The following is a 26,793-nucleotide window of genomic DNA, read 5'->3' as shown; positions in this document are numbered from 1 at the left end:
TTCAGATCATTATATATGATTTGATATAGGATAATATAGTATTTACAGATCATTTATTTAATAAAACTATTATTAATATAGCAATAATAGTTATAGTTAAACAAAACGGGGGATTTAAATCATCCTTGAGTGATAGTGGCATCCTCAGTTATAATGTATAAAATTTATAGAAAATAATGTAAAAGGATAGCTATTTTGACTACCGAACTTAATACCCTTGATATTGAAGAAATCATCAGTTTATTACCTCATCGTTATCCATTTTTAATGGTTGATCGGGTGATTAGTTATGAAAAAGGTAAAACATTAAAAGCGATTAAAAATGTCACGGTTAATGAACCTTTCTTCCAAGGTCACTTTCCAAATAAACCGATTTTTCCTGGCGTATTAATTTTAGAAGCTATGGCACAAGCTACGGGAATTTTAGCTTTTAAAAGTATTGAAGAGTTATCACCAGGACAACTTTATTATTTTGCATCAATTGATAAAGCTCGCTTTAAAAGACCGGTTGTGCCAGGTGATCAAATCGTGCTTGATGTTGAATATATTAAAGAACGTCGTGGTATTGCACTATTCCATGGAGTTGCAACTGTTGATGGCAAGTTGGTTTGCGAAGCAGAAATGATGTGTGCTCGTAAATAACTTGGTTTTTAAAATATTCCTAAAACAGTATTAAGGAACTGCTATGGCAACGGAAATACACCCAAGTTCAGTAATTGAAAAAGGCGCAAAAATTGGCGATAACGTCAAAATTGGACCTTTTTGCTTTATTGGTGAAAATGTTGAAATTGGCAATGGGACTTTTTTAAAATCACATGTTGTCATCAATGGCCATACTAAAATTGGTAACGATAACCAAATTTATCAATTTGCTTCAATCGGTGAAGTTAATCAAGATTTAAAATATCGTGGTGAGCCAACTCGCACGGAAATTGGCGATCGTAATATGATTCGTGAAAGTGTGACTATCCATCGAGGAACGGTTCAAGGTGGTGAGTTAACGCGTATTGGCAGTGATAATTTATTTATGATAAATGCCCATATTGCACACGATTGTCATATTGGAAATCATTGCATTTTAGCCAATAATGCAACACTTGGTGGGCATGTTCAATTAGACGATTATGTCATTATTGGTGGTATGACAGCTGTACATCAATTTTGTGTAATAGGATCACACGTGATGGTAGGTGGCTGTTCAGGCGTTGCGCAAGATGTACCACCTTATGTGATTGCTCAAGGTAATCATGCCACTCCGCATGGTGTTAATTATGAAGGTTTAAAACGCCGTGGATTCAGTAAAGAAGCGCTACAAGCAATTCGTAATAGCTACAAAATTCTTTATCGAAACGGATTAAGTTTAGATGAAGCTAAAATAGAAATTGAAACACTCGCAAAACAGCATCCAGAAGTACAATTATTTGTCGACTTTTTTGCGCGTTCAACTCGTGGCATGATTCGTTAATGGCAGATAAGCCCTTTACTGTCGCTTTAGTTGCCGGCGAAACCTCTGGCGATATTCTCGGCGCAGGTCTAATCTGCGCTTTAAGAAAACTTCATCCCAATATTCAATTTATCGGTATCGCAGGCCCCAAAATGCAAGCCGAAGGCTGTCAAGCTTGGTATGAAATGGATGAGTTATCGGTAATGGGAATTGTCGAAGTATTAGGAAGATTGCGCCGCATTTTATCCATCCGCCAAGATATCACTAAACGCTTAATCGCCCTTAAACCAGATGTTTTTATTGGTATTGATGCCCCTGACTTTAATCTCTCTTTAGAAGGTAGGCTAAAACAAGCCGGTATCAAAACCATACATTATGTGAGCCCATCTGTTTGGGCATGGAAACAAAAACGCGTATTTAAGATCAAACGTAATACAAATCTGATTTTGGTCTTTTTACCGTTCGAAAAAGCGTTTTATGACAAGTTTGATGTGCCGTGTCGTTTTATTGGTCATAAAATGGCGGATGATATCCCTTTAATACCCGATCAATTCGCAATGCGCCAACAATTAGGCATCCCACTTAATAATCGTTGCTTAGCGCTATTACCAGGAAGCCGTCATGCTGAAGTCACGCTATTATCGGCACCTTTTTTACAAGCTGCTCAGTTGCTACAGCAACGTTTTCCAGATTTACATATTGTTGTGCCTTTAGCTAATTCAAAAAGGCGACAAGAGTTTGAACAAATTAAAGCACAAATCGCCCCTAATCTTAAGGTTCAATTATTCGATGGTCAGGCGCGTGAAGCAATGATTGCAAGTAATGCAGCTATTTTAGCATCAGGGACGGTTGCTTTAGAATGTATGTTGGCTAAATGTCCAATGGTGGTTGGGTATAAAATGAAAGCCTTTACGTTTTGGCTAGCTAAAAAATTAATCAAAACACCTTATGTTTCATTACCTAACATTTTAGCCGGTAAAGCGATCGTACCTGAATTACTTCAGCATGACTGTACACCCGAAAATATCGCTAATCACGTTATTCCTCTCTTAGAGAGTGATAATACGGAATTGAAAGCAACCTTTTTATCGTTACATAAGCAAATTCGTTGTAATGCCGATGAACAAGCCGCTCAAGCAGTACTTGATGTTTTAGAGGACTCACCTTGTTGTTAGAATTTATTTACCCTGATGCCACATTAATTGCCGGTGTTGATGAAGTTGGACGAGGACCATTATGCGGCGATGTCGTTACCGCAGCGGTTATTTTAGATCCCAATAAACCGATTAAGGGATTAACAGACTCAAAAAAACTGTCAGAAAAAAAACGCGAACAGCTATTTGACATTATTAAAGAAAATGCATTAGCTTGGTGTATTGCAAGAGCATCTGTTGAAGAAATAGACAAGTTAAACATCTTACACGCTACCATGTTAGCTATGCAACGAGCTGTAGACGGATTACCGATTAAACCCAATTTTGTTTTGGTAGATGGTAACCGTTGTCCTAAATTCGGCATTCAAACGCAAGCTGTGGTTAAAGGTGATTTACTTGTTGCTGAAATTAGTGCTGCGTCGATTCTTGCAAAAGTGACGCGTGATCGTGAAATGGTTGAATTAGACAAATTGTATCCACAATATGGACTGGCTCAGCATAAAGGCTATCCAACTAAAGCCCATTTAACTGCCATTGAAGCGCATGGTATTAATCACTTATACCGAAAAAGCTTTGCTCCGATAAAAAAATTACTGTTAGTTTAACACTACCAATGCTTATCAACAGTGACCAATAATGGCGAGTTAAACATAGCAACAGGCGAAATCACTTTTTCTGAATAAGGGATCTTATCTCCATAACGTTCAGTTAGTTTTTGTTTAACTGCTGGTGCTGAAAGATTAAAATCTTTAATTCTTTGTAATTGTCCAATTTTCAACGCTAATGCTCGGTCATAAATTTTCCAAACTAATTCAGAACAATAAATATATGTATCATCCCAACCAAACCAAATATCGTAAGGCTTATTTTCAAATGAATGAGCAACTTGTTTTAAATGAGAAATTTCTTGCTGTGATAAAGGGTGATCTTTTAGACGTTTAATTATATATTTTCTATTTTTTCCTCGATTTATCCATTTATCAAACGGTGTATAGACCACTTTATTTGCCGCTTCAAAGACATAAGGTTTTCCATTTTTAATAAAAATTATTCCCATATGACTATAAGGTGAGTTAGTGGCTTGTTGAACAGCAAGACTTTGACGGGATTGAGAAGATTGAAAGATAATATCCCCATCTTGAGGTTTGTAGTCAGCAACACAAATAAAACTGATTAATAATAACACAAGTACTGAAACAAAACGCATAAATAAAAACCCAAATAACTAAACTAATTAGCCTAAATTATATAAAAAAATAGCTACTTATAATTTTTATTCTTATAAGTAGCTATATGTTCTTATGTAAAAACTAATCTCGATTAGTAAAAATCGACGACGCTTTAGCTTTATACATCACTTTACTTGCGCTAGCAAACCGAATGGTTTTAAATATGCCAAGTAAACTCGCCTGATGTGTACGATAAAGTAATCGATGAATCATTAACGCTAAAAAGCCTTTAACACTCATTTCACTTTTACTGCCCAATTTAACCACTCCTTGTGCAGTATCGTGCAACGAAATTATGGTACCTTTGTCAGAATATTTAAATGACTTCATTGGTTGATTATTAAACAAGTTAACAATGTTTTCATAACACACTTTTGCCATTTGATGTGCAGCTTGCGCGGTAGGAGGAGATGCATGGCCGTTATCTTGCATAGCATAAGCACAATCACCAATAACAAAAATACTATCATCGCGCGTAGTTTGTAATGTCGGTTTGACGACCAACTGATTAGAGCGGCTTGATTCTAAACCGGCAATCTCTTTTAAAAAGTCAGGCGCTTTAACACCAGCAGTCCAGATCATAATGTCGGCTTTAATCTCGTCCCCTTCTTTAGGGTAAAAACCGTCACTTTCAGCTTTAGTAATCATGGTTTTAGTTAACACATGAATACCGCGTTTTTGTAAAGTTTGAGTAATACTTTCCGCTGTTTTTTCTGGTAAGGCAGGTAGAATTCGATCAGTTGCTTCAATTACCGAAACATCTAATAAATCAGAACACATTTTATTGCGTCCACAAGCACCGAAAGTTTCAACCATATGAGGTAGCTCAGAGGCTAATTCAACACCTGTTGCGCCACCACCAACGATAGCAATACGGATTTTATCTTCATCTTTTGTTTCGCTCTCATCAATAATAGAGCAAAAACTGGTAAATTTAGAAATTAAGGTTTCACGTAAACTAATTGCCGCATTTTGGTCATCTAAAAAGATACAGTGCTCTTTCACACCTGGCGTACCAAAATCGTTAGAAGTGCTACCAATTGCTATCACTAAAAAATCATACGCAAGGGACGTTGTTTCATTATTATTGTCGATAATTTTAACTAATTTGTTATCACGATCTATATCGGTAAACGTACCTTGAGTAAATCCAAAACCATGATCTTGCCCTTGAGAAGAGTAATAAATATTATCAACTTGTTCATCAAGAACACCAGTTGCAACTTCATGTAATAGTGGTTTCCAAAGATGATAACTATTTTTATCGATCAACGTTATCTGTGCTTTATTACTTTTTCCCAGCTTATCGCCTAGGTCTGTCGCTAGTTCCAAACCACCAGCGCCACCACCAATAATAATTATTTTTTTCATAAATTTTAGGCCTTAGTATTTCAATTTTAAATATCATACTAAATAAGTCGGTTTTTATCTATTTCTTTTAACTAATCTTATTCATAAATAAAATCTATTAAAATAGTAGTTTAGAATGATTGAAATTTATATATTGTCCAAATAAAATAATAATAATATCTATAAAAGTGCCAATATTTACGTATTCTTTAAACAAAGAACTTGCTTTCGTTGTTTAAATAAAACACATTTCGTATAATATAAAGAATAGTTACAATTTACGTATGTAAAATCCATATTGCATACAATTATCCTAACTCTTTAGGCCTTATCTAATTACTGTCACTCTTAAAAAATTTATGAATAAAAGAACTTTTATTATTATTGCATTAATTGTTATTTTAATTTCAATGACAATTTTAATTCGATCACACAATAATCAACTCATATTACAAGGTGAGGTTGATGCGCCTAATGTCAGTATCTCGTCAAAAGCGAAAGGCCGGGTACAAGTCATCAATGTCAATCGAGGCGATGATGTTAAGCCTAATCAGATTGTTATTACTCTTGATAGTCCTGAGCTTTTAGCGCAAGTCAAAGCGGCCGAAGCGGCTCGCGATCAAGCTCAGGCGCAAGTCGAACTTTCAGAACATGGAACACGTGAAGAAAGCATTCGTTACTACGAAGCACTGCTTAAACAAGCCAAAGTAGATTACAACAATGCATCAAAAGAGTATGAACGTAATAAAGCCATTTCAAGCAAAGGATTTGTCTCTCAATCAATATTAGATAATGCTTTAAAAACTCGCGACGCTGCTTTTCAACAAGTTCAATCTGCACAAGCTAATTTAGATCAGGCCAAAAATGGTGACCGAGTTGAACAACGTCAAATTTATGATGCGCAATTAAAGCAAGCAGAAGAACAACTTAAGCAGTTACAAATCCAATACGATGACTTGAAAGTTAAAGCCCCAGTTGAAGGTGAAATTGGCTCTATCCCGGCTGAAGTTGGCGAGTTATTTAATGCAAATAGCCCATTATTAACCATAATTCGATTACCCGAAGCCTATTTTGTATTTAATCTTCGTGAAAATATTATGCCTAATATCCACAAAGGAGATCACGTTAAATTAGAAGTACCTGCACTTGGTAATAAAGAGGTTGAAGCGGAAATTCGTTATATCGCGCCTATGGGTGATTACGCAACTAAACGCGCAACTCGTGCCACTGGTGACTTTGACTTGAAAACATTTGAAGTTAGACTTTATCCAACTACACCTATTGCAGGTTTACGCGCTGGCATGAGCACCTTATGGAAATTAGACAACTAATTTTAGACTTTTGGCAGCGTTTTAAACAAGCATTTAACGCTGAAATACCAGTCATATTTAGACGGTTTACCTTCCACTGGCTAATGTGGATTTTACCGCTGATTATTTTCATATTAATCAGTAGTATCTTCCATCGTGGAGTATTATTTGATTTGCCAGTTGGCTATATTGATAATGACAAAAGTAGTTTATCACGTGAAATAGTGCGCGATCTCAATGCTGGCGCACATGCTAATCTTATCAATTATGATAGCCAACTTTCTATTGCTGAACGTGATTTACAAAAAGCTAAAATTTATGCCATTTTGTATATTCCACCCAATTTTGAAGCGGACGTATTAGCCGGTCGTCAACCTACGCCTATGCTTTATTATAATGCGTTATATTATAGTGCAGGTCTGTATTCAATTATGGATTATTCAGGTTTGATTGCCACATTAAATACTCAATATCGAACCACAATGGCAACCAGTGTTGGCTTACCTGTTCCAACGTTGGCAAAAGTTAACTTCAATTATGATGGGCTATTTAATGCTAGCGGCAACTCTATGTACTTCCAACAGTTCTCTGCTGTAGTACATTTGTTACAACTATTTGTAGTCACAACCACAATTCATATTTTAGCGCAGCTACCTAAACGTACTCGTCCAAATTATCCGTTTGTGCTCGGCAAGTTAGCACCTTATACCATTTGGTATACCATGTTACTCATTTTTGAAATCGCCATGTTGGTGCTATTTTCGCATGCTCGCGTATCAGGCTCGCCCTTTGCTATGATTGTGGTGGTGTTCTTTTATGTTATTGCTGCACAAAGTATTGGTATTTTGCTCTACACATTTACCAAAACCTCTTTAGATGCCTACACCTATATTGGTGTCTTGGTTGGTTTGGCACTCACTTATTCTGGTGTAGTTGTACCCGAATTATCGATGCCTTGGATTGCAAGATTTATCTCATCTCTTGAGCCGTTAACCTATGCTCTAAATAAATTGTTTGATCTATTTTTGCGGCATTCTAGTTATCTTTCAGTACTAAAAACCTGTAGTATTTTAATGATTTACCCAATAATTATTACAGTGTTAGTTCGAAAACGCTTAGTTAGACGGCTACATTCACAGTAAGAGGAAACATTTGGTGGTTAAAATATTTTGGTCTTCATTTGCAAAAATATTTTTATTTATGCTAATACGCCCGATGTGGTTGTTGCTGTTAGTATCTGTCTCGTTGATGAGCTTAGTGTATAGTAATGGTACGATTACGAGTTTACCTGTAGCAATTGTTGATCAAGATCATACAGCAACCAGCCGTAGCCTTATTCGTTCTTTAAATACCAGTTCCAAGATTGAAACAATTATATACGAAGGTTCATTAGAAGCTTATGACGATATAAATAATCGTAAACTGTTTGCTGTTTTCACCATTCCTCGAGATTTTGAAAAACGGATCTTAAGTGGTCAAGAAGTGACAATCCCAGCTTATGGTGATGCTTCAAGCCGTTTAGCTAATGGCTTAATACAGGTGGACATAAAGGGCATTTATCAGCAAATATTAACGGAATTTAATAGCCGAATTATGCGAAATAATGGTTTTTCAGACAAACAAATCAATGTCATTCTTTCACCAATAAATGGTCAAACTGAGCCTCTTTATAATGCTGGAATTAGCTTTGCTGCAATAACGTTTCCTGGTTTATTAGTGATGTTATTACAACACTCATTTTTAATTGCTTCAACGCGCACGAATATAACTTTAAACTCACTGCCTCAAGGAAAACCACCCAAAATCGCGGTAATAGGTAGTTTATGCGGTTTAATTCCAATTTGGTTATTCTTATCAATTGTGCTATTTGGTTTATGGCCTTGGGTTTTAGGATACAGGCAATTGGCAAACATACCTGAAATTTTAATTATGACATTTCCATTATTGCTTGCAGTTTTAGGTCTCAGCAAATTACTGACCGAGTGTTTACGTAGAGCAGAAATGATCTATTTAACACTGGCATTTTTAACAACGCCTGTATTTTACTTATCCGGTACAATTTGGCCGCTTGATGCCATGCCTCTTTGGGTGCAGACAGTTTCAAGAATGTTACCCTCAACTTGGGCAACCAATATGATCGCGGGCGTTAATCAAATGGGATTAGGTCTAACAGATAATTGGTTTAATGTATTTATGATTTTAATGCTTGGCGTGATGTACGGCTCACTTGGTTTTTTTATTGCCGCATTAAGACAAGGGCAAGTAAGACGATTCTTTAAAAAAATGAAAAGAACTTATATTGATAAAATTAGAAAAATAAAATTCACTTAGTTCATCATTAGCAGTTAATATCAATTACTGTTATGATGTCTGCTAATTCAGTAAATTTAAATAACATGTTAAATATCAATGAAATGTTATCCGTGGATTATTAGTTTACGTCCAAAAACATTAGTGCTTTCGCTTTCTGCAATTCTAATGGGTAATGCGCTAGCTTATTGGCAGCACGCATTCAATCTATTTATTATGCTGTTTTCAATCACCACAGCCGCTCTATTACAGATATTATCTAATTTAGCCAATGACTATGGTGATGCCATTAAAGGGAGTGATAAGCAAAATCTCAGCGCACATGCTCGAGGCATTCAATTAGGTTTAATTACCTTAAAGCAATTAAAGATAGCATTATGGATTAACATTTTGTTATGTATCTTATCGGGATTAATTTTAATTATTGTAGCCTGTAATAGTGTTTATCAATTATTAAGCTTTATTCTGTTAGGACTTTTGGCGATTATCGCAGCCATCACTTACACTATTGGTAAAAAACCTTACGGTTATATTGCACTAGGTGATTTATCCGTATTGCTCTTTTTTGGTTTAGTTGGGGTAATGGGCAGTTATTTTTTACAAACTAAATTATTATCTGTATCGATTATCTTGCCATCTATTGGAAGCGGCTTATTGGCTGTAGCGGTTCTTAATATTAATAACTTACGCGATATCGACAGTGATCGACTCAATCATAAAACAACGCTTGTAGTCTTGATGGGAAACACTTTTGGGCGATATTACCATATATTGTTATTGCTCTGTTCTCTAAGCTTTTTTAGCTTGTTTTCTTATTATCAACTACACACTATTTATAGTGGATTATTCTTAATAATCTTACCACTATATGGCAAACATATTTATGCAATTTTACAATATCGCAATTCAAATGAAGCATTACCTTTGTTAATACAGATGGTCAAACTTGCTTTATTAACTAATTTACTTTATTGTTTGGGTATTATTTTGAGCTAGCTCACGTTTATTTAAATTTTATATCGTGTTAATCAATGTTAGCGTTATACTAAACACAATTTAAAATGCAAAAGGAGACTCGATGATGGAGTTTGATACTTCAATTCTTTGCGATTATTACCCAGAAGATGTTAACGTCGTTGAACCAATTTTCAGCAATTTTGGTGGTGTATCGTCATTTTCAGGTCAAGCTGTAACAGTAAAATGTTTTGAAGATAACGGCTTATTATACGAAGTCTTACAATCCAATGGTACTGGCAAAATATTGGTGATTGATGGTGGAGGATCGGTTCGACGAGCACTAATCGATGCAGAATTAATTGATATTGCTATTCAAAATCAATGGGAAGGCATAATTGTTTATGGTGCGGTTCGTCAAGTTGATTACCTTGCTGATGCTGAAATCGGTATTCAAGCTCTTGCAGCAATTCCTGTCGGCTCAGAAGATCAAGGTGTGGGTGAAGTCGATATCCGTGTTAACTTTGGCGGTGTAACTTTCTTTTCAGGTGATTTTGTCTATGCCGATAACACCGGTATTATCCTATCTGAAATTGCATTAGAAATTGAAGAAAAATAAAAAGTATATTCACCACCGATTCATATCGGTGGCAGCTATTCTTAACAGATAATCTAGCTAAAAATTCGCGACAATAAAAATGTATTAGCGAATTCTTGTACGAATAAAACCGCCAGTTACTGTCATAATTAATCCAGCAATTTCCATCTCTAATAGTTTACTGGTTAGCTCTGGAATTGGTAAATCAACTAATGAGGCAATCACATCAACAGCTATAGGTTGGTGATGGATCACAGCAAAAATTTCGGGATACAAAATACTGTCATCATGTTGTTTTTTTTCTTGCCGCACCATTGTTGATAAATAACTGTTATAGTGTTCTAAAATATCGATAGGTTGAGTCACTAAATAGGCACCTTGTTTAATTAAATAATGGGTTCCACTACAGTTTTGATTATCAATATCCCCAGGTAAAGCAAACACATCACGATTTTGTTCAATAGCATAACGCGCAGTAATTAACGATCCACTTTTTTCAGAGGCTTCAACCACAAACGTGCCTAAACTTAATCCACTTATAATCCGATTACGTCTTGGAAAGTACGCAGCTCTCGCGTTTTCAAAGGGCAAAAATTCAGATACTAACGCACCATTTTGTGCCAAAATATCTTGCGCGAGTTTAAGATTAGATGTTGGTGCGATCTTAGCTAAGCCACTACCAAGAACTGCTATAGTATCACCCGATACTTCAAGTGCACCTCGATGGCAAATTGCATCTAAACCAAGCGCTAAACCACTGGTTATCGTTAAACCATTAATCGCAAGCTCACCTGCAAAATATCGCCCCCATTGCGCACCATATTCACTAAATTCACGGCTACCGACCATCGCAATTTGGGGGGAAGATAACAGCTGAGCATTTCCCATTACAAATAAAAATATAGGGGGCGAACTGATTTGCTTTAGTAAAACGGGATAGTGTAAATCACAATAAGCGATCAAAGATCTGGGTGGGCAAGAATTATTTAACCAATTGAGCACAGGTTCAAAATGTAAATAAGAGATAGATAAGCAATGTGTTTGTTGAGTTTTGCTTAAGCCTAATTTTTCTAATAAAAAAGGAACATCCTTAATTTGATTAGGTAGACCAGATACAAAAAACTGACTCAATTTTTTAAAAATAGCCAGTTTTCCATGACCAAGCATTGAAATTCGGAGCAAGAATTCATATTTACTCATTACATTCCTCTTGATTCACATCTAAAACAGATGCCTTACCTTGAATTGATAAGATATATTTTATCAATAGCCAACTAAGGCTATTCATTACCAAGATAAATGTTTACAATGTGAGCAAGTTGATAAAACCTAACAAATGAGGAGTAGATCGAACAATTTATGGCTATTTTACCGGTATTACGTTTTCCTGACGAACGACTTCGCAAAGTTGCAAAACCTGTAACTAATTTTACACCTGAGCTACAAACCATCATTGATAATATGATTGAGACAATGTACGCCGAAAATGGTATTGGACTTGCGGCAACTCAAGTCGATGTACATGAACAAATTATTGTTATTGATGTTTCGGAAGACAAAAGTCAAGTTTATGTCATTATTAATCCAGAGGTTATTAGTCAAGAAGGTGAAACAGGTATTGAAGAAGGTTGTTTATCAGTTCCTGATTGCCGTGGATTTGTACCAAGAGCAGAAAAAATTAAAATTAAAGCACTTGATCGTCATGGTAACCCTTACCAAATTGATGCCGATGAATTATTTGCTATTTGTATTCAACATGAAATGGATCACTTAAAAGGTAAATTATTTGTTGATTACCTTTCACCATTAAAACGTCAACGAATTGAACAAAAAATGAAAAAATTGACGCGAGAAGAGCAACGCAATAAATAAGTTTAGCCGCCCTTTTAAGGCGGCTCATTTTTTACTTTATTTAGCAACAATTACCATAGCTGGACGAATTAATCGACCATTTAACGTATAACCTTTTTGAATAGTATTTACGATTTGACCTGATTGATGTTCAGGTGACTCAACCATACTAATCGCTTGATGTAAGTCTGGATTTAATTGTGAATCTTGGGTGTTAATCACTTCAATACCAAATTTTTTCACGGTATCTAAAAATGATTTTAAGGTCAGCTCTAAACCTTCAACCGTTGCTTGATGCTGTGGATTATCCTTATCAGTTGATTCTAAAGCACGTTCTAGATTATCAATGACAGGTAATAATTCATTCGAAAACTTTTCAAGCGCAAATTTACGGGCTTTATCAACATCTTGCTCTACACGTTTGCGCACGTTGTCGATCTCGGCACGAGCACGAATCATGGCTTCGCTTTCATTCTTTTTAGCAATTTGTAATTCTTGTTCAAGCTCGGCAATTCGTGCATCTTTCGCTTTTAATTGCTCATCAACATTAGGTTGAGCTTGTGTAGCTTGCTCGGTTGATGATTCAGTTGCGGTATCAATGTTAGATTCATTTTCTGACATATTCTTATCTTGCTCTGTCATACGGTACTCCAAATGTAGTCGAAAACTTAGTTAATAACGGTTATTATGGGGACAAATTTTATTATTACAAGCTTAACAATAAGTTGATAGATATTTTTTTGACTGTTATAAAAAAATACAGCAATTTATATCTAACAATAACAAGGATATTCTATGAGTGCACCATTTAAATGTATTGGCTTAATTGGCATTCCAAGAAAACTTGAGGCAATCGAAACACATAGCGTACTCTATGATTGGCTGGTTAAATTGGGAATTGAGGTTTTAGTTGAAGACCGATTAGCGGAATATATTAAATTCCCAGCCAAAGTTTATGCTTCACTAGATAAAATCGGTGAGCAGGCAGATTTGGCTATCGTGGTAGGGGGCGATGGTAATATGTTGCGCTCAGCACGTTGCTTATCACACTATAAAATTAAGGTAATTGGCGTCAATCGTGGCAATCTGGGTTTTTTAACCGATATTTCACATGAAAAAGTGATCGAGCAGTTAAGCCCTGTGATTGCAGGTGAATATGATGACGATCCTCGCTTTTTAGTCGAAGTCTCTATTTATGATAATGGCAAATTAATCAATTCTGGTTTTGCCGTTAATGAAATTGTCGTTACGCCAAATACCGTTGCGCATATGATTGATTATGATGTCTACATCAATGAACGTAATGCCTTTTCACAGCGGGCTGATGGCTTAATTATTGCCACACCAACTGGCTCAACAGCCTATTCTTTATCTGCCGGCGGACCTATTTTAGCTCCGCATTTAGATGCTTTAATTATTACACCTATGTTTCCGCATTCATTAGCAGTTAGGCCATTAGTTATTAAAAGTGACAACCCTATTCACCTTAAATTTCCAACCACCGCACTCGATCTAAATATCGCCTGTGACAGTCAAATAATTTTACCGGTGAAACCAAGTCAGGATGTGATTATTCGTCGTTCAGAGTATGAATTTAACCTAATTCACTCTAAAGACTATGATTACTTTAATAATCTTTCAACTAAACTTGGCTGGTCACAAAAAATGTATTAGCCAATTTAAATGGCCCTTTTTTAGCTAACATCGTTATGCAAGACAACTCGCTTGTTAAGATAAAAACAAGCGAGAATAAAAGAAAGCAAAACAATATTGTTTTTAAATCAGCAGTTAATCAGATAAGTTAATAGATAAACAGTAATAGATGAAAAAATAGCGGCGATAACGTCATCGACCATAATCCCAAATCCACCTGGTACACGCTTATCAAACCAACGAATAGGCCACGGTTTTGCCATATCAAATATTCTAAATGCAACAAAAGCAATCATGACCCAGAGAATAGAAACTTGTGGAATAAAAAATAAGGTTATCCACATGCCGACAAACTCATCCCAAACGATATGTCCCGAATCATGAGTATGCGTATCATCAGATGTTTTTTGACATAAAAAACAACCAAATATAAAGGCAACAACCATCAATACCCAGTATAAAATGGGTTGCAAGCCATTAAATAATAACCAACATGGAATTGCCATTAATGAGCCCGTGGTTCCTGGCATAATAGGCGATAAACCACTGCCTAGCCCGACCGCTAAAAAATGGATTGGATTGGTAAGTTTTAGGTATTTTTTAAAATCTTTATTGCGATCTTGTTTAGTCATTATTTCGTGATTCTTATTGATAAAATTTTGCCGACTAAAGTCGGCAAATCATAAAAAGCTAATGCCTTATAAGCATTAAGTCCAGATAGGTATATTATTCGTCTTTAGTTAAGGTTGCAACCATGACGGCTTTAATGGTGTGTAGTCGGTTTTCAGCTTCATCAAAAACAATACTATGCTCGGATTCAAAAACTTCATCTGTCACTTCTAAGCCATTTTTCAAACCATATTGAGCAGCCATCTGTTTACCCACAGTCGTATTCATATCATGAAAAGCTGGTAGGCAATGCATAAATTTAACTTTAGGGTTGCCAGTTAATTTGATCACATTTTGGTTGACTTGGTATGGGGTTAATAATTTTACTCGCTCATCCCATACTTCTTTCGGTTCGCCCATTGATACCCAAACATCGGTATAAAGGAAATCAACATCTTTTACACCTTCGGCAACATCTTCTGTTAAGATAATTTTAGCACCAGTGGTTTTGGCTATCGCTTGGCATTTTTGCACCAATTCAGCTTCAGGTTGGCAAGCTTTCGGCGCAACAAGGCGAATTTCCATTCCCATTAATGCCGCGCCTTCCATTAATGAGTTGCCCATATTATTACGTGCATCCCCCAAGTAAGCAAATTTAACACTATTTAAAGCTCGATTTCCAATATGCTCTTGCATGGTCATAAAGTCAGCAAGGATTTGGGTTGGATGCGCTTCGGTAGTTAAACCATTCCAAACTGGCACACCAGCATATTTTGCTAAGGTTTCAACAATATCTTGCCCATAACCTCGATATTCAATACCGTCATACATTCGACCAAGCACTCGTGCAGTATCAGCAATCGACTCTTTATGACCAATTTGACTACCACTTGGTCCCAAATAAGTCACTTGTGCACCTTGATCGTAAGCACCAACTTCAAATGCACAGCGGGTACGAGTAGAGTCTTTTTCAAAAATTAAAGCGATATTTTTACCTGATAAATGTTTTTTTTCCGCTCCTTGGTACTTAGCCTGTTTTAATTCAATAGCAAGATTAATTAATTGATTAATTTCTGCTGGTGTGAAATCGAGTAATCTTAAGAAATGGCGCTGATAAAACCCGTACATGCAATACCCCTTTAGTTATCATGATTTAAATAATTTTATTTGAATAATTATTCACTTTCAAGCCAATTTTTCAAAAATCAATAACAACCCCCAAAACCCAACTAAAATCTCAAAAATTAGACATTATTATTTAGTTATTTTTAATAATAATACTTTTTTTATTTAAAATATTGTAATAAACTAGCCGAGTGCTGTATATGGAAAGATAAGCAAGATTGAATTTTTATTCAATTTAAATATATTTTTATTCAAAAGGTCTTTTTAATTATGCAAACTTATGCCCTCCTTATGTTACAAGATGGTTCAACATTTATTGGTAAATCAATCGGCGCTGACGGACAAACAGTTGGCGAAGTCGTTTTTAATACATCAATGACTGGCTATCAAGAAATCCTAACTGATCCCTCTTATTGCGAGCAAATCGTTACCTTAACTTATCCACACATTGGTAATGTCGGTACGAATGATGCCGATGCCGAATCTAGTCAAGTTTATGCTAAAGGTTTAATCATTCGTGATTTGCCCCTAATAACCAGCAATTACCGTAGTGAGCTTGATCTTTCAAGCTATTTAAAAAAGCATAATGTCATTGCTATTGCAGATATCGATACCCGTCGTTTAACCAGAATATTGCGTGAAAAAGGTGCACAACATGGCGTAATCATAACAGCAACAAATAAACAAACCTTATTGGATAATGCACAAGCGGCCAAGCAACAAGCAATAAATTTTAAAGGATTATCAGGATTAGATTTAGCAAAAGAAGTGACTTGCACAAAAAGCTATATCTGGACACAAAGTATATGGACAAGAGAGAATGAAAGTCCTATGCCGAAAGCTGAGAACACGCTACCTTTGCATGTTGTTGCTTATGATTTTGGCGTAAAGCGAAATATTTTACGAATGTTAGTTGAGCGAGGATGTAAATTAACAGTAGTACCAGCCAAAACACCCGCAACTGAAGTATTAGCACTAAACCCAGATGGCATATTCCTATCAAATGGTCCTGGTGATCCCGCCCCCTGTACTTATGCTATAGATGCAATTAAGGCATTTTTAACCACTAATATTCCTATCTTTGGTATCTGCTTAGGTCATCAACTGTTAGCACTGGCGTGTGGTGCAAAAACCATAAAAATGAAATTTGGACATCATGGCGGTAATCATCCCGTTAAAGATTTAGAAAATAATCGCGTCATGATCACTGCACAAAATCATGGTTTTGCTGTCGATGAAGCCAGTTTACCGAGCAATTTGCGCGCTACACATAAATCTTTATTTGATGATTCATTGCAAGGTATTCATCACAATCAAAAACCGGCTTTTAGCTTTCAAGGCCATCCTGAAGCAAGCCCTGGCCCCCATGATGCCGCACCCCTTTTTGATCACTTTATTGAATTAATAAAAATTTATAAGCAGGAGCAATAACATGGCTAAGCGAACAGATATCAAATCGATTTTAATTATTGGCGCTGGTCCAATTGTTATTGGTCAAGCTTGTGAATTTGATTATTCAGGCGCTCAAGCCTGCAAAGCCCTACGTGAAGAAGGTTATCGCGTTATTTTAGTCAATTCCAATCCGGCAACCATTATGACAGATCCAGAGATGGCCGATGCCACCTATATAGAACCTATTCACTGGTCAACCGTTGCCAAAATCATCGAACAAGAAAGGCCTGACGCCATTTTACCAACTATGGGTGGGCAAACGGCACTAAACTGCGCTTTAGAGCTTGAAAAGCAGGGTATTTTAAAGCAATTTAATGTTGAAATGATCGGTGCCACCGCTGATGCTATCGATAAAGCTGAAGATCGTAAGCGCTTTGACCAAGCAATGAAAAAAATAGGACTTGATACAGCACGTTCAGGTATTGCACACTCATTAAAAGAGGCTTATGCCGTACTTGAACAAGTTGGCTTTCCTTGCATTATTCGTCCTTCATTTACGATGGGTGGAACTGGCGGTGGTATCGCCTATAACACCGAAGAGTTTGAAGAGATTTGTGCTCGAGGATTGGATCTTTCTCCCACCAATGAACTATTGATTGATGAATCTTTAATAGGTTGGAAAGAGTATGAAATGGAAGTTGTTCGAGACAAAAATGATAACTGTATTATTGTTTGTTCGATCGAAAATTTTGATCCTATGGGCATCCATACGGGTGACTCTATTACTGTTGCTCCTGCTCAAACCTTGACCGATAAAGAATACCAAATCATGCGTAATGCGTCGATTGCGGTACTGCGTGAAATCGGTGTCGAAACCGGCGGCTCAAATGTACAATTTTCGGTCGATCCTAAAACAGGGCGACTTATTGTTATCGAAATGAACCCACGTGTATCACGCTCATCTGCACTAGCATCGAAAGCAACTGGCTTTCCTATTGCCAAAATCGCCGCTAAGTTAGCGGTTGGTTATACGCTTGATGAACTTTCCAATGATATTACTGGCGGTAAAACACCTGCGTCATTTGAGCCGTCTATCGATTATGTTGTGACAAAAATACCTCGCTTTAACTTCGAAAAATTTGCCGGATGTAATGACCGTTTAACGACCCAAATGAAATCAGTGGGCGAAGTGATGGCCATTGGTCGAACTTTTCAAGAATCATTACAAAAGGCACTACGAGGGCTTGAAGTCGGTGCGTGTGGTTTTGATCCGAAAATTGAAAATTATGATGATGAAAAAAATCTCAGCAAAATACGGTATGAACTGCAAGAAGCGGGCGCTGAACGCATTTGGTATATCGCAGATGCTTTTCGAGCAGGCTTTAGTTTAGATGAAATCTTCACACTAACAAATATCGATCGCTGGTTTTTAGTGCAGATTGAAGAACTTATTAGCCTTGAAAACCAACTAAAATCACAATCATTAGCTAGCCTTAATTCAGAATCATTATGGCAACTTAAGCGTAAAGGTTTTTCAGATTTACGTATCGCTAAACTACTAAATGTCAAAGAGCAAGACGTTCGTGATCGACGAAACCAATACGATATTCATCCGGTTTATAAACGCGTTGATACTTGTGCCGCTGAGTTTGCAACCGACACCGCTTATCTTTACTCAACTTATGAGCAAGAGTGTGAAGCTAAGCCACAATTTAATCGTCCTAAAATCATGATATTAGGTGGTGGACCGAATCGAATTGGGCAAGGAATTGAGTTTGATTACTGTTGCGTGCATGCAGCGCTGGCGCTACGTGAAGATGGTTATGAAACGATCATGGTGAATTGCAATCCCGAAACGGTATCAACCGATTATGATACTTCAGATCGACTCTATTTTGAGCCTGTCACGCTTGAAGATGTATTAGAAATTGCTTATGTAGAAAAACCAAATGGGGTTATTGTGCAGTATGGCGGACAGACACCTTTAAAATTGGCTCGTGCGCTTGAAGCGGCTGGCATACCGATTATTGGTACCTCACCTGATTCGATCGATAAAGCGGAAGACCGAAAACGCTTTCAAGCTATTGTTGAAAAATTAAAATTAAAACAGCCCGTTAATGCTACTGTTACCGATATTGAAGATGCGGTGATTAAGGCCGAACAGATTGGTTATCCCTTAGTGGTTAGGCCATCTTATGTTTTAGGTGGACGAGCAATGGAAATTGTCTATAACGAACAAGATCTACGGCGTTATTTTAAAACTGCGGTCAATGAGTCTAATAATGCACCGGTATTACTTGATCACTTTTTAGATGATGCCATTGAAGTTGATATTGATGTGATTGCCGACGGTGAACAAATTGTAATTGGTGGCATTATGGAACATATTGAACAAGCCGGCATTCACTCGGGAGATTCTGCTTGTTCATTACCAACGTATACTCTCAGTCCAGAAATTTTAGATAAATTACGCAAGCAAGCCAAACAACTAGCACAGGAACTTAATGTTAAAGGTTTGATGAACGGTCAATTTGCGATTAAAAATAATGATGTGTATCTGATTGAAATCAATCCTCGAGCCGCACGTACAGTACCATTTGTATCGAAAGCTACCGGTTTGCCCTTAGCAAAAATTGCAGCTAGAGTAATGACAGGACAATCACTTGCTAAACAAAATATCACTAAGGAAGTCATTCCTCCTTACTTTTCGGTTAAAGAGGTGGTATTACCGTTTAATAAATTTAGCGGCGTTGACCCCATTTTAGGGCCTGAAATGCGATCCACAGGTGAAGTAATGGGAATTGGAAAAACCTTTGCCGAAGCCTTTGCTAAAGCACAGTTGGGTAGTTTATCAAATATGAAAAAATCGGGGAAAGCGCTCTTATCAGTTCGTGATCAAGATAAAACTCGCCTACTCCAAGTAGCTAATCGACTTGTTGCTCATGGCTTTACAATTGATGCCACTACCGGCACAGCTAAAATATTGCAACAAGCCGGTATTGCTTGTCAAATCGTAAAAAAAGAGAACGAAGGTCGACCCAATATTCATGACCACATTAAAAATGGTGAATATAGTTATATTCTTAATACCACTTCGGGACGCGCAGCCATTGAAGCATCAAAAATCCTGCGTCGAAGTGCAATACAATATAAAGTACACTACGATACAACGATGAATGCAGCCTATGCCACCACCGCTGCTCTCGATTGCGATCCGGCAAAAACCGTTATACCATTACAAGCACTGTACCAATAAGTTTTGGGCAAAATCAGCCTGTAAAATGATAGGGGGAGTAATATGCGATTACTGCGTTATGGTTTGAAAGGAAATGAGAAACCAGCCATCTTAGATGACCAAGATCAACTGCGCGATCTAAGTGCAGTAATTGCCGATATTGATGCACAAACATTAGCCGATAATGTGCTAACAAAAATTAGCCAAATGGATATTGATACGCTACCAATAGTTAATCGTCCTGAGCGTATTGCCCCTTGTGTTGGTAAAGTCGGTAAATTTATCTGTATTGGTTTGAACTATATCGATCATGCAAAAGAAACTGGCGCGCCAATTCCTAACGAACCAGTTATTTTCAATAAATGGACCAGTGCCATTAGTGGTGCTAATGATAATATTGTATTACCCCGAGGCTCAACCCATACCGATTGGGAAGTAGAGCTAGGAATCATCATAGGCAAAGAAGGTAAATATATTCAAGAGCAAGATGCATTAACTTATGTTGCTGGTTATTGCGTGGTTAATGATGTTTCTGAACGTGATTATCAAAAAAATCGTGGTGGAACTTGGGACAAAGGTAAAGGTTGCGATAGTTTTGGCCCTATTGGACCTTGGCTAGTCACAGCCGACGAAATTAAAGATCCACAAAATCTTGAATTATGGTTAGAAGTCGATGGCAAACGCTATCAACACAGTCATACCAGTAATATGATTTTTGATGTTAAACAGATCATAAGTTATGTCAGCCAATTTATGAGTTTACAAGCGGGTGATATTATCGCAACAGGTACACCCGCTGGCGTTGGTCTTGGTATTAAACCTAAACCAATCTTTTTGAAAGCAGGACAAAAGGTTCGTTTAGGCATTGCCCAATTAGGTATTCAAGAGCATTTAGTTGTCAGTGAATAATTGTGTTTATTGCAATAACGAGCTTAATACCCAATAAAAAACATTAAAGCTTTGATGCTTTTAATGCTTCCCTAACTTGCATTAAAACTTCACCCAATAAGTTTTGACCTCGCCATTTAGTCATATTAAAGCGCATCTCATCATCCATACTTAAACCTATTCCCCAAATTTTATCGTATGGACTTGCCTCTGCTAATACTTTACCTTTGGTCGATAATAAATAGGTTTTGAGCTCAGCATTTTGCGAAAACTTAGCTAAATTCCCTTTAAAAACTATCTCTTTTTTATGAATATTCCAAATATTATCATCAAAATTAGTTACCTTTTTACCCAGATTTTTCTGCATTTTGGCAGAAGACGTCGCTAAAATAGCATTAGCACAATCCAAATCTTGAAATAACATTGCCTTAGCATACATCATCCATTGTTCGGTACTGGTAAACTCAATATCATCAATAACAAAACGACAAGGATACCATTGTGACAAGTAATGATCTGGGCTAAAAAAGAAAATCATTTTCTTTTTTCCAACTGGTTTCATGTATTAACATCACCTTTTAAAGATAAGTTTATCGTCAAATTAACCAATAAAACCACACCATAATAATGCATTTTATTGGCTAATTATTGATGATCGATAATTAAGTTAACAATTAACTTTTTATACTATTTATTAGCCGCAGCCATGGCTAAGATATCAGCCTCTGTCAATTTATGGGTAGGATTAGCAAACGCATAGCAAGTTGGTTTTTTGTCAATAAATACTTCAGTAGTAAATTGTAGATCGTTAATATCTTCAAAAATCCAAGTAGAAATATAATAGTGTTGTGTATCTTTCATATGATAATAAAGGTGAGTACCACATACTTGACAAAATGCTCTTTCTGCCCATTGAGATGAATTATAAACACTAATGTTTTCTTGCCCTTCAACCGCTATTTGTCCATCATACATTAATGTCATAAATGGCCCCGCACCCCATTTACGACAAGTATTACAATGACAAGCACTAAATTGGGTATTTTTAAAAGGTACCGTTAATTTAACCTTTCCACATAAACATGATCCATGATATTGATTAGACATAATTCATCCTATTATTTAATTAATTGTGTAAATATTCTAACAATAAAAACAGGAAATAAATTAAAAATACAACTTATGTTGTGAATAAATTTCAGATTACAGGTGTATTTATGTAAAGAGATAGCCTATATTTACTTAATAATGTTTAAATATAGGACAGTTAAACCAAAAAGGTATTGCTTTATTATTTTATTACTATATTATAGCTCACCTCTTTGACGCGGGGTGGAGCAGCTTGGTAGCTCGTCGGGCTCATAACCCGAAGGTCGTTGGTTCAAATCCAGCCCCCGCAACCAATTTTCTGTCTAATCTATCTTTTCTAAGCCGATTTTGGCACTGCTAATAACGTTGATACCGCTTCACTGATTCTTCTAGCGATATAACTATTGTTCATTGTATACAAATGAATACCGTCAACATTTTGTGAAACTAAATCCACAATCTGATCGATAGCATAAGCAATACCAGCATCACGGAATGCATCAGGATGATGTTCATATTTTTCCATCATCTGTTTGAACTTCTTCGGTAGATTCACACCACACATTGAAACCATACGTTCAATTTGATTTTTGTTCGTTACCGGCATAATGCCTGCTTCAATTGGTACGTTAATCCCCATATCACGCGCTTTATCTAAAAAAGCATAGAAATAATCATTATCAAAAAAGAGCTGTGAGATTAACTGATCGGTACCTGCATTCACCTTTTCTTTTAAATGAATCAGATCTTGTTTAAGGGTAGCTGCTTCAAGATGTCCCTCTGGATAGCATGCGCCAATAATATTAAAATCCCCATTTTCTTTAATGAACGATACTAATTCGCTGGCAAAACGAAAATCATTTTTGGGTTGTACATTCGGACTAATATCACCACGTAACGCTAAGACATTATCAATACCTGCACATTTTAGCTCATGTAAAATTTTACTCATCTCAGCTTTATCAAAATTAATACCCGGTAAATGGGCAACACTCTCAATACCATAAGTGTGTTTAACCGAATGCGCAATATCAATGGTGGTTTGGCCGTTTAAGCTGCCGCCTGCTCCATATGTAACACTGATAAAATCAGGCTTAAAATAGCCAAGTTCACGTAATGTGCTATAGATAGTCTCTAATGGTGATGTTTTTTTGGGTGGAAAAACTTCAAAAGAGAACACCGTTTTTTTATTAAAAAGTAAATTTGTTTTCATCTGTTTCATCCATTCGTGTGACAACGATTGTCCTTACTGACATTTCCGCCACCAAAAAAGGTGGCGGAATCTGAGGTATAACCAAGAGACCTTACTTGGCAAACAGAGTATTAATTAAGTGTTTTTCGAACTTCTAAGGTTGCTTGTACTAAATGCTCTAAGCTTTCAACCACTTCTTTTTCGCCTCGAGTTTTTAAGCCACAATCTGGATTGATCCAAAGTTTTTGCTTGTCAATTTTTGCTAGTAATTTCTCAATGGTTGCTTTAATTTCAGCAACAGGCGGAACACGTGGTGAATGGATATCATATACACCAGGCCCAACTTCTGTTTTAAAGTTATTAGCTTTAAGCACATCAATCAATTGTAGATTTGAGCGTGAAGCTTCAAACGAAATCACATCGGCATCCATTGCGTCGATATCTTTAATAATATCTGCAAATTCGCTATAACACATATGGGTATGAATTTGTGTATCAGCTTGTACTTTGCTGTGTACTAATCTAAATGATGGAATTGCCCAATCAAGGTATTCACTGTTCCAATCCGCTTTACGTAATGGTAATTTTTCTTTAAGTGCGGCCTCATCAATTTGAATGATTTTAATACCAGCAGCTTCAAGATCTAATACTTCATCACCTATGGCTAACGCAATTTGGAATACTGATTCTTTTTGTGAAATATCTTCACGTGGGAATGACCAGTTAAGAATTGTCACAGGTCCTGTCAACATACCTTTAACAGGTTTATCAGTAAGGCTTTGCGCATATTTTGAATATTCAACCGTAATCGGTTTAGAACGTGAAATATCACCCCATACAATTGGTGGCTTAACACAACGAGTACCATAAGATTGAACCCATGCTTTTTCGGTAAAGACAAAGCCATTTAAGCTTTCACCAAAATACTCCACCATGTCATTACGTTCAAATTCACCGTGAACTAATACATCAATACCAATTTTTTCTTGAAGCTTGATACATTCTGCAATTTTTTGCTTATTAAACTCAGTATATTCATTCAAACAAATTTCACCTTTTTTGAATTTTGCACGATTTACGCGCACATCTGGTGTTTGTGGGAAAGAACCAATAGTCGTGGTTGGCAATAGTGGTAAATTAAAGGCTTTCTTCTGTGTTGCCTCACGTACTGAAAATTCCGGTAAACGGGTAAAATCAGACGCTTTTAACGCAGCCACTTTTTCACGTACAGAATGATTTGCCCCTTCACGTTCACGGGTAAATAATGTTTGATTTGCTTTATAAGCTGCATTATTTTCAGGATTAGCTTCTTTAAATAATTGTCCCAACTCTGCAAGTTCTTGCAGTTTTTCTTGAGCAAAAGCAAAGTAAGCACGTTGTTGAATGGTTAGTTTGGTTTCATTCTGCAACGTATAAGGTACATGTAATAATGAGCATGAAGTATTAATAACGATGTTAGCCGCTTTTTGTTTAATCTTACCAAGTAAAGCTAACGTTTTTTGATAATTATTTTTCCAGATGTTTTTACCATTAACAACACCTGCAAATAACACTTTATTCGCTGGAAAACCATTAGCTTCAAGTAATGCTAATGATTGTTTTCCTTCAACAAAATCAAGACCAATACCATCGAATGGCAGAGCAACTAACTCTTTATAACAATCACGTACATCACCAAAATAGGTTTGTAGAACCACTTTAGTTGCGCCTTTGACAGATAAGATTTCTTGATAAAGCTCAGTAAATAAAGCGATATCATTTTGATTAAGATCAGTGACTAAAATTGGCTCATCAATTTGAATCCACTCTGCACCTAATGCCGTAAATTTTTGAATAATATCCTGATAAGCTTTAATAATATCAGCTTTAAAGTCAGTGATTTTTTTATTACCTAAATATTGAGCCAATTTAAAAAAGGTTAATGGACCAACTACAACAGGTTTAGTTTGAATACCGAGTGCTTTTGCTTCTTGATACTCATCAAATGGTTTGTTGCCAGCTAATTTAATTTGCACTGAATCTTCAATTTCAGGCACTAAATAATGATAATTGGTATTGAACCATTTTTTCATTGCTAAAGCTCGCACATCGCCTTTGTCACCTTGATAGCCACGCGCCATCGCAAAATAGCGATCAAGCTCAGGCAAACCTAAATCTTGATAACGCTTTGGAATCACATTAAGTAAACAAGCGGTATCTAAAACCGCATCATAAAATGAAAAGTCATTAGATGAGATATAAGCAATTTTTTGTGCACTTTGTTGTTTTAAGTGCTCTGCACGAAGCGCTTTTGCTTCGTTTAATAATTCAGCTTGGGTTTTATTGCCTTTAAAATAAGCTTCAGTTGCAAACTTAAGTTCACGAAGTTTACCAACACGAGGATAACCAATAACAGCAGTATTCATTTTTGTTTCCTTTTCATCTTAATCACATTTCTTTAGTGGTTAAAAAGATAACAAAAAAAATTGTTATTGAATAATTCTACTTTTTTATTGGTTAATATAGTTTTTAGCTATAACAAATATAATTATCAGCAAAAAAAATCCCGCTATTAGCACAATAGCGGGATTGGTTTTTATTTTATCGAATTACTTACGCCATTCACCACGAATTGGTCTTGAAAAATGAGCAAGTACAGCAATCATACAAATTTCAATTGATACGCCCCAATAGATGTGACCTAAAATTTCACTCCAAAGTTCATAACCATTTAAATTCCATAACCAACCCACTGTTCCTTCTGGATCATAAGCAGGATGACGAAAACCGAGTAATGGAATTAAAAATCCATGCATGGCAACGGTAATAATAATGCCGTAAAACGCACCATACCATAAACGAATATTATTCCAAAAATAAGCGATAAAAACATACACAAAGGCAAAAGCAAAACTAAATAACCAATGGTAAAGTGTCACCGCTCCTGACACTGTCGCCGTTTGATAGACATAATCAAGAGAGTGAGAGTTAATACCTAACCAGCCAAGCCATGCATCAATATGTGCTGCTGGTGGTGAAATTTCGCCAGGAACGCGAGGCGGCATATTGACTTCAGAGCCCCATTTTACTAATGCACTAATAAACCCACCAATAAGTGTGGTCCAAATAATAATTTGCCGATTTGTTTTATTTCCAAACATTTAGATTAATTCCTAATATTATTGTTAATATGTTTTTAAATTATATTACACATTAATCCACGAAAAAATAAAATTTAGTTAGTTGGCAAAAATTCTTTAACAAAAGAGAGGAACCTTATAAACCTGCATAAAATTAACCCACTAAAATTTAACGCAACCATTTGATAATTAATAAAATACAAATCAATCTTACAATAAGAGTTATAAGCATTTAAAAAGTATATTAAAGGGATTATATTAGTTATTAATAAAAATTATTCGAATATAAAA

At 36.2% G+C, this 26,793-nt stretch carries 25 protein-coding genes and 1 tRNA gene; 15 read left to right on the top strand and 11 right to left on the bottom strand.

The annotated features are described in order from the left end of the window. The first annotated feature begins 195 nt into the window (after nt 1-195). From fabZ to rnhB, 4 genes are read left to right on the top strand one after another with little or no spacing between them, the layout of a single operon-like run. Nucleotides 196-642 (top strand): 3-hydroxyacyl-ACP dehydratase FabZ, encoded by a 447-nt coding sequence (gene fabZ, locus A9G03_RS11515; protein WP_065558097.1) that lies wholly within the window; start codon nt 196-198, stop codon nt 640-642. Between the two features lie 43 nt (nt 643-685). After that, nucleotides 686-1,465: an acyl-ACP--UDP-N-acetylglucosamine O-acyltransferase gene (lpxA, locus tag A9G03_RS11510; RefSeq protein ID WP_065633782.1), complete on the top strand. Its 780-nt coding sequence runs from the start codon at nt 686-688 to the stop codon at nt 1,463-1,465. Then, entirely contained in the window at nt 1,465-2,619 is a 1,155-nt protein-coding gene (gene lpxB / locus A9G03_RS11505; RefSeq protein ID WP_065799275.1) for a lipid-A-disaccharide synthase, read from the top strand. Before lpxA ends, lpxB begins: the two co-directional genes overlap by 1 nt. Further along, entirely contained in the window at nt 2,613-3,203 is a 591-nt protein-coding gene (gene rnhB / locus A9G03_RS11500) for a ribonuclease HII (RefSeq protein WP_065799274.1), read from the top strand. Before lpxB ends, rnhB begins: the two co-directional genes overlap by 7 nt. Nucleotides 3,204-3,205: 2 nt before the next feature. Here rnhB and A9G03_RS11495 read toward each other — a convergent pair whose 3' ends face one another. Continuing rightward, complete coding sequence (locus A9G03_RS11495; protein WP_065799273.1) at nt 3,206-3,805, bottom strand: YiiX family permuted papain-like enzyme; 600 nt, start codon at nt 3,803-3,805, stop codon at nt 3,206-3,208. 103 nt (nt 3,806-3,908) lie between these two features. Next, nucleotides 3,909-5,198, bottom strand: a complete 1,290-nt coding sequence (locus tag A9G03_RS11490; RefSeq protein WP_065799272.1) for an NAD(P)/FAD-dependent oxidoreductase — start codon at nt 5,196-5,198, stop codon at nt 3,909-3,911. Between the two features lie 338 nt (nt 5,199-5,536). Between A9G03_RS11490 and A9G03_RS11485 the strand changes: the two genes are divergently transcribed. From A9G03_RS11485 to rraA, 5 genes are all read left to right on the top strand, one after another. Further along, entirely contained in the window at nt 5,537-6,508 is a 972-nt protein-coding gene (locus tag A9G03_RS11485; RefSeq protein ID WP_065633778.1) for an HlyD family secretion protein, read from the top strand. Then, entirely contained in the window at nt 6,490-7,629 is a 1,140-nt protein-coding gene (locus A9G03_RS11480; protein WP_065633777.1) for an ABC transporter permease, read from the top strand. The genes A9G03_RS11485 and A9G03_RS11480 overlap by 19 nt, the downstream gene beginning before the upstream one ends. A 58-nt stretch (nt 7,630-7,687) precedes the next feature. Next, complete coding sequence (locus A9G03_RS11475; protein WP_065633813.1) at nt 7,688-8,818, top strand: ABC transporter permease; 1,131 nt, start codon at nt 7,688-7,690, stop codon at nt 8,816-8,818. A gap of 78 nt (nt 8,819-8,896) precedes the next feature. Then, nucleotides 8,897-9,793, top strand: coding sequence for a 1,4-dihydroxy-2-naphthoate polyprenyltransferase (locus A9G03_RS11470; RefSeq protein ID WP_065799271.1), 897 nt, complete (start codon nt 8,897-8,899; stop codon nt 9,791-9,793). An 85-nt stretch (nt 9,794-9,878) separates the two neighbouring features. Next, nucleotides 9,879-10,370 (top strand): ribonuclease E activity regulator RraA, encoded by a 492-nt coding sequence (rraA, locus tag A9G03_RS11465; protein ID WP_065633812.1) that lies wholly within the window; start codon nt 9,879-9,881, stop codon nt 10,368-10,370. 84 nt (nt 10,371-10,454) lie between these two features. Here the strand turns inward: rraA and dprA are convergent, their stop codons facing one another. Then, nucleotides 10,455-11,549, bottom strand: a complete 1,095-nt coding sequence (gene dprA / locus A9G03_RS11460; protein WP_065799270.1) for a DNA-processing protein DprA — start codon at nt 11,547-11,549, stop codon at nt 10,455-10,457. 159 nt (nt 11,550-11,708) lie between these two features. Here dprA and def point away from each other — a divergent pair, with 159 nt between their 5' ends. Further along, a complete protein-coding gene (gene def, locus A9G03_RS11455) occupies nt 11,709-12,221 on the top strand; it encodes a peptide deformylase (RefSeq protein ID WP_065633774.1) in 513 nt (170 codons plus the stop codon). Nucleotides 12,222-12,257: 36 nt separating this feature from the next. On the opposite strand, the gene grpE is transcribed toward def, so the two are convergent. Then, nucleotides 12,258-12,842, bottom strand: coding sequence for a nucleotide exchange factor GrpE (gene grpE, locus A9G03_RS11450; protein WP_065799269.1), 585 nt, complete (start codon nt 12,840-12,842; stop codon nt 12,258-12,260). 153 nt (nt 12,843-12,995) lie between these two features. Between grpE and nadK the strand changes: the two genes are divergently transcribed. Continuing rightward, nucleotides 12,996-13,874 (top strand): NAD(+) kinase, encoded by an 879-nt coding sequence (gene nadK / locus A9G03_RS11445; RefSeq protein ID WP_065633772.1) that lies wholly within the window; start codon nt 12,996-12,998, stop codon nt 13,872-13,874. A gap of 107 nt (nt 13,875-13,981) precedes the next feature. On the opposite strand, the gene A9G03_RS11440 is transcribed toward nadK, so the two are convergent. Continuing rightward, nucleotides 13,982-14,485, bottom strand: coding sequence for a phosphatidylglycerophosphatase A family protein (locus A9G03_RS11440; RefSeq protein ID WP_065799268.1), 504 nt, complete (start codon nt 14,483-14,485; stop codon nt 13,982-13,984). Between the two features lie 94 nt (nt 14,486-14,579). Beyond that, nucleotides 14,580-15,590, bottom strand: a complete 1,011-nt coding sequence (argF, locus tag A9G03_RS11435) for an ornithine carbamoyltransferase (RefSeq protein WP_065799267.1) — start codon at nt 15,588-15,590, stop codon at nt 14,580-14,582. Nucleotides 15,591-15,857: 267 nt separating this feature from the next. On the opposite strand from argF, the gene carA reads away from it, so the two are divergent. From carA to A9G03_RS11420, 3 genes are read left to right on the top strand one after another with little or no spacing between them, the layout of a single operon-like run. Further along, nucleotides 15,858-17,018 (top strand): glutamine-hydrolyzing carbamoyl-phosphate synthase small subunit, encoded by a 1,161-nt coding sequence (gene carA / locus A9G03_RS11430; protein ID WP_065799266.1) that lies wholly within the window; start codon nt 15,858-15,860, stop codon nt 17,016-17,018. A gap of 1 nt (nt 17,019) precedes the next feature. Continuing rightward, nucleotides 17,020-20,235: a carbamoyl-phosphate synthase large subunit gene (carB, locus tag A9G03_RS11425; protein WP_065799265.1), complete on the top strand. Its 3,216-nt coding sequence runs from the start codon at nt 17,020-17,022 to the stop codon at nt 20,233-20,235. Between the two features lie 42 nt (nt 20,236-20,277). Beyond that, nucleotides 20,278-21,123 (top strand): fumarylacetoacetate hydrolase family protein, encoded by an 846-nt coding sequence (locus tag A9G03_RS11420; protein WP_065633767.1) that lies wholly within the window; start codon nt 20,278-20,280, stop codon nt 21,121-21,123. A gap of 43 nt (nt 21,124-21,166) precedes the next feature. Here A9G03_RS11420 and A9G03_RS11415 read toward each other — a convergent pair whose 3' ends face one another. Further along, on the bottom strand, nt 21,167-21,664 hold the full coding sequence (locus A9G03_RS11415) for an NADAR family protein (protein WP_065633766.1): 498 nt from the start codon (nt 21,662-21,664) through the stop codon (nt 21,167-21,169). 125 nt (nt 21,665-21,789) lie between these two features. Then, nucleotides 21,790-22,209, bottom strand: coding sequence for a GFA family protein (locus A9G03_RS11410; protein WP_065633765.1), 420 nt, complete (start codon nt 22,207-22,209; stop codon nt 21,790-21,792). Nucleotides 22,210-22,428: 219 nt separating this feature from the next. Here A9G03_RS11410 and A9G03_RS11405 point away from each other — a divergent pair. Continuing rightward, nucleotides 22,429-22,505: transfer RNA gene (locus A9G03_RS11405), tRNA-Met, on the top strand. 23 nt (nt 22,506-22,528) lie between these two features. Here the strand turns inward: A9G03_RS11405 and metF are convergent. The 3 genes from metF to A9G03_RS11390 form a co-directional block, all read right to left on the bottom strand. Further along, nucleotides 22,529-23,404, bottom strand: a complete 876-nt coding sequence (gene metF, locus A9G03_RS11400) for a methylenetetrahydrofolate reductase [NAD(P)H] (RefSeq protein ID WP_065633764.1) — start codon at nt 23,402-23,404, stop codon at nt 22,529-22,531. A gap of 110 nt (nt 23,405-23,514) precedes the next feature. Beyond that, entirely contained in the window at nt 23,515-25,788 is a 2,274-nt protein-coding gene (gene metE, locus A9G03_RS11395) for a 5-methyltetrahydropteroyltriglutamate--homocysteine S-methyltransferase (protein ID WP_065799264.1), read from the bottom strand. Nucleotides 25,789-25,971: 183 nt separating this feature from the next. Next, nucleotides 25,972-26,523 (bottom strand): YagU family protein, encoded by a 552-nt coding sequence (locus A9G03_RS11390; protein WP_065633762.1) that lies wholly within the window; start codon nt 26,521-26,523, stop codon nt 25,972-25,974. Between the last annotated feature and the right edge of the window lie 270 nt (nt 26,524-26,793).

The organism is Gilliamella sp. wkB171 (genome assembly GCF_001693755.1).
GTDB lineage: Bacteria > Pseudomonadota > Gammaproteobacteria > Enterobacterales > Orbaceae > Gilliamella > Gilliamella apicola_F.
This window is presented reverse-complemented; position numbering and strand designations above follow the sequence as displayed.

What these genes read in the sequence shown, in the direction of transcription:
- lpxA (WP_065633782.1), top strand. Translation starts at nt 686, where the DNA reads ATGGCAACGGAAATACACCCAAGTTCAGTAATTGAAAAAGGCGCAAAA.
- lpxB (WP_065799275.1), top strand. Translation starts at nt 1,465, where the DNA reads ATGGCAGATAAGCCCTTTACTGTCGCTTTAGTTGCCGGCGAAACCTCT.
- A9G03_RS11495 (WP_065799273.1), bottom strand. Translation starts at nt 3,805, where the DNA reads ATGCGTTTTGTTTCAGTACTTGTGTTATTATTAATCAGTTTTATTTGT.
- A9G03_RS11490 (WP_065799272.1), bottom strand. Translation starts at nt 5,198, where the DNA reads ATGAAAAAAATAATTATTATTGGTGGTGGCGCTGGTGGTTTGGAACTA.
- A9G03_RS11485 (WP_065633778.1), top strand. Translation starts at nt 5,537, where the DNA reads ATGAATAAAAGAACTTTTATTATTATTGCATTAATTGTTATTTTAATT.
- A9G03_RS11480 (WP_065633777.1), top strand. Translation starts at nt 6,490, where the DNA reads ATGGAAATTAGACAACTAATTTTAGACTTTTGGCAGCGTTTTAAACAA.
- A9G03_RS11475 (WP_065633813.1), top strand. Translation starts at nt 7,688, where the DNA reads ATGCTAATACGCCCGATGTGGTTGTTGCTGTTAGTATCTGTCTCGTTG.
- A9G03_RS11470 (WP_065799271.1), top strand. Translation starts at nt 8,897, where the DNA reads ATGAAATGTTATCCGTGGATTATTAGTTTACGTCCAAAAACATTAGTG.
- rraA (WP_065633812.1), top strand. Translation starts at nt 9,879, where the DNA reads ATGGAGTTTGATACTTCAATTCTTTGCGATTATTACCCAGAAGATGTT.
- dprA (WP_065799270.1), bottom strand. Translation starts at nt 11,549, where the DNA reads ATGAGTAAATATGAATTCTTGCTCCGAATTTCAATGCTTGGTCATGGA.
- def (WP_065633774.1), top strand. Translation starts at nt 11,709, where the DNA reads ATGGCTATTTTACCGGTATTACGTTTTCCTGACGAACGACTTCGCAAA.
- grpE (WP_065799269.1), bottom strand. Translation starts at nt 12,842, where the DNA reads ATGACAGAGCAAGATAAGAATATGTCAGAAAATGAATCTAACATTGAT.
- nadK (WP_065633772.1), top strand. Translation starts at nt 12,996, where the DNA reads ATGAGTGCACCATTTAAATGTATTGGCTTAATTGGCATTCCAAGAAAA.
- A9G03_RS11440 (WP_065799268.1), bottom strand. Translation starts at nt 14,485, where the DNA reads ATGACTAAACAAGATCGCAATAAAGATTTTAAAAAATACCTAAAACTT.
- argF (WP_065799267.1), bottom strand. Translation starts at nt 15,590, where the DNA reads ATGTACGGGTTTTATCAGCGCCATTTCTTAAGATTACTCGATTTCACA.
- carA (WP_065799266.1), top strand. Translation starts at nt 15,858, where the DNA reads ATGCAAACTTATGCCCTCCTTATGTTACAAGATGGTTCAACATTTATT.
- carB (WP_065799265.1), top strand. Translation starts at nt 17,020, where the DNA reads ATGGCTAAGCGAACAGATATCAAATCGATTTTAATTATTGGCGCTGGT.
- A9G03_RS11420 (WP_065633767.1), top strand. Translation starts at nt 20,278, where the DNA reads ATGCGATTACTGCGTTATGGTTTGAAAGGAAATGAGAAACCAGCCATC.
- A9G03_RS11415 (WP_065633766.1), bottom strand. Translation starts at nt 21,664, where the DNA reads ATGAAACCAGTTGGAAAAAAGAAAATGATTTTCTTTTTTAGCCCAGAT.
- A9G03_RS11410 (WP_065633765.1), bottom strand. Translation starts at nt 22,209, where the DNA reads ATGTCTAATCAATATCATGGATCATGTTTATGTGGAAAGGTTAAATTA.
- metF (WP_065633764.1), bottom strand. Translation starts at nt 23,404, where the DNA reads ATGAAAACAAATTTACTTTTTAATAAAAAAACGGTGTTCTCTTTTGAA.
- metE (WP_065799264.1), bottom strand. Translation starts at nt 25,788, where the DNA reads ATGAATACTGCTGTTATTGGTTATCCTCGTGTTGGTAAACTTCGTGAA.
- A9G03_RS11390 (WP_065633762.1), bottom strand. Translation starts at nt 26,523, where the DNA reads ATGTTTGGAAATAAAACAAATCGGCAAATTATTATTTGGACCACACTT.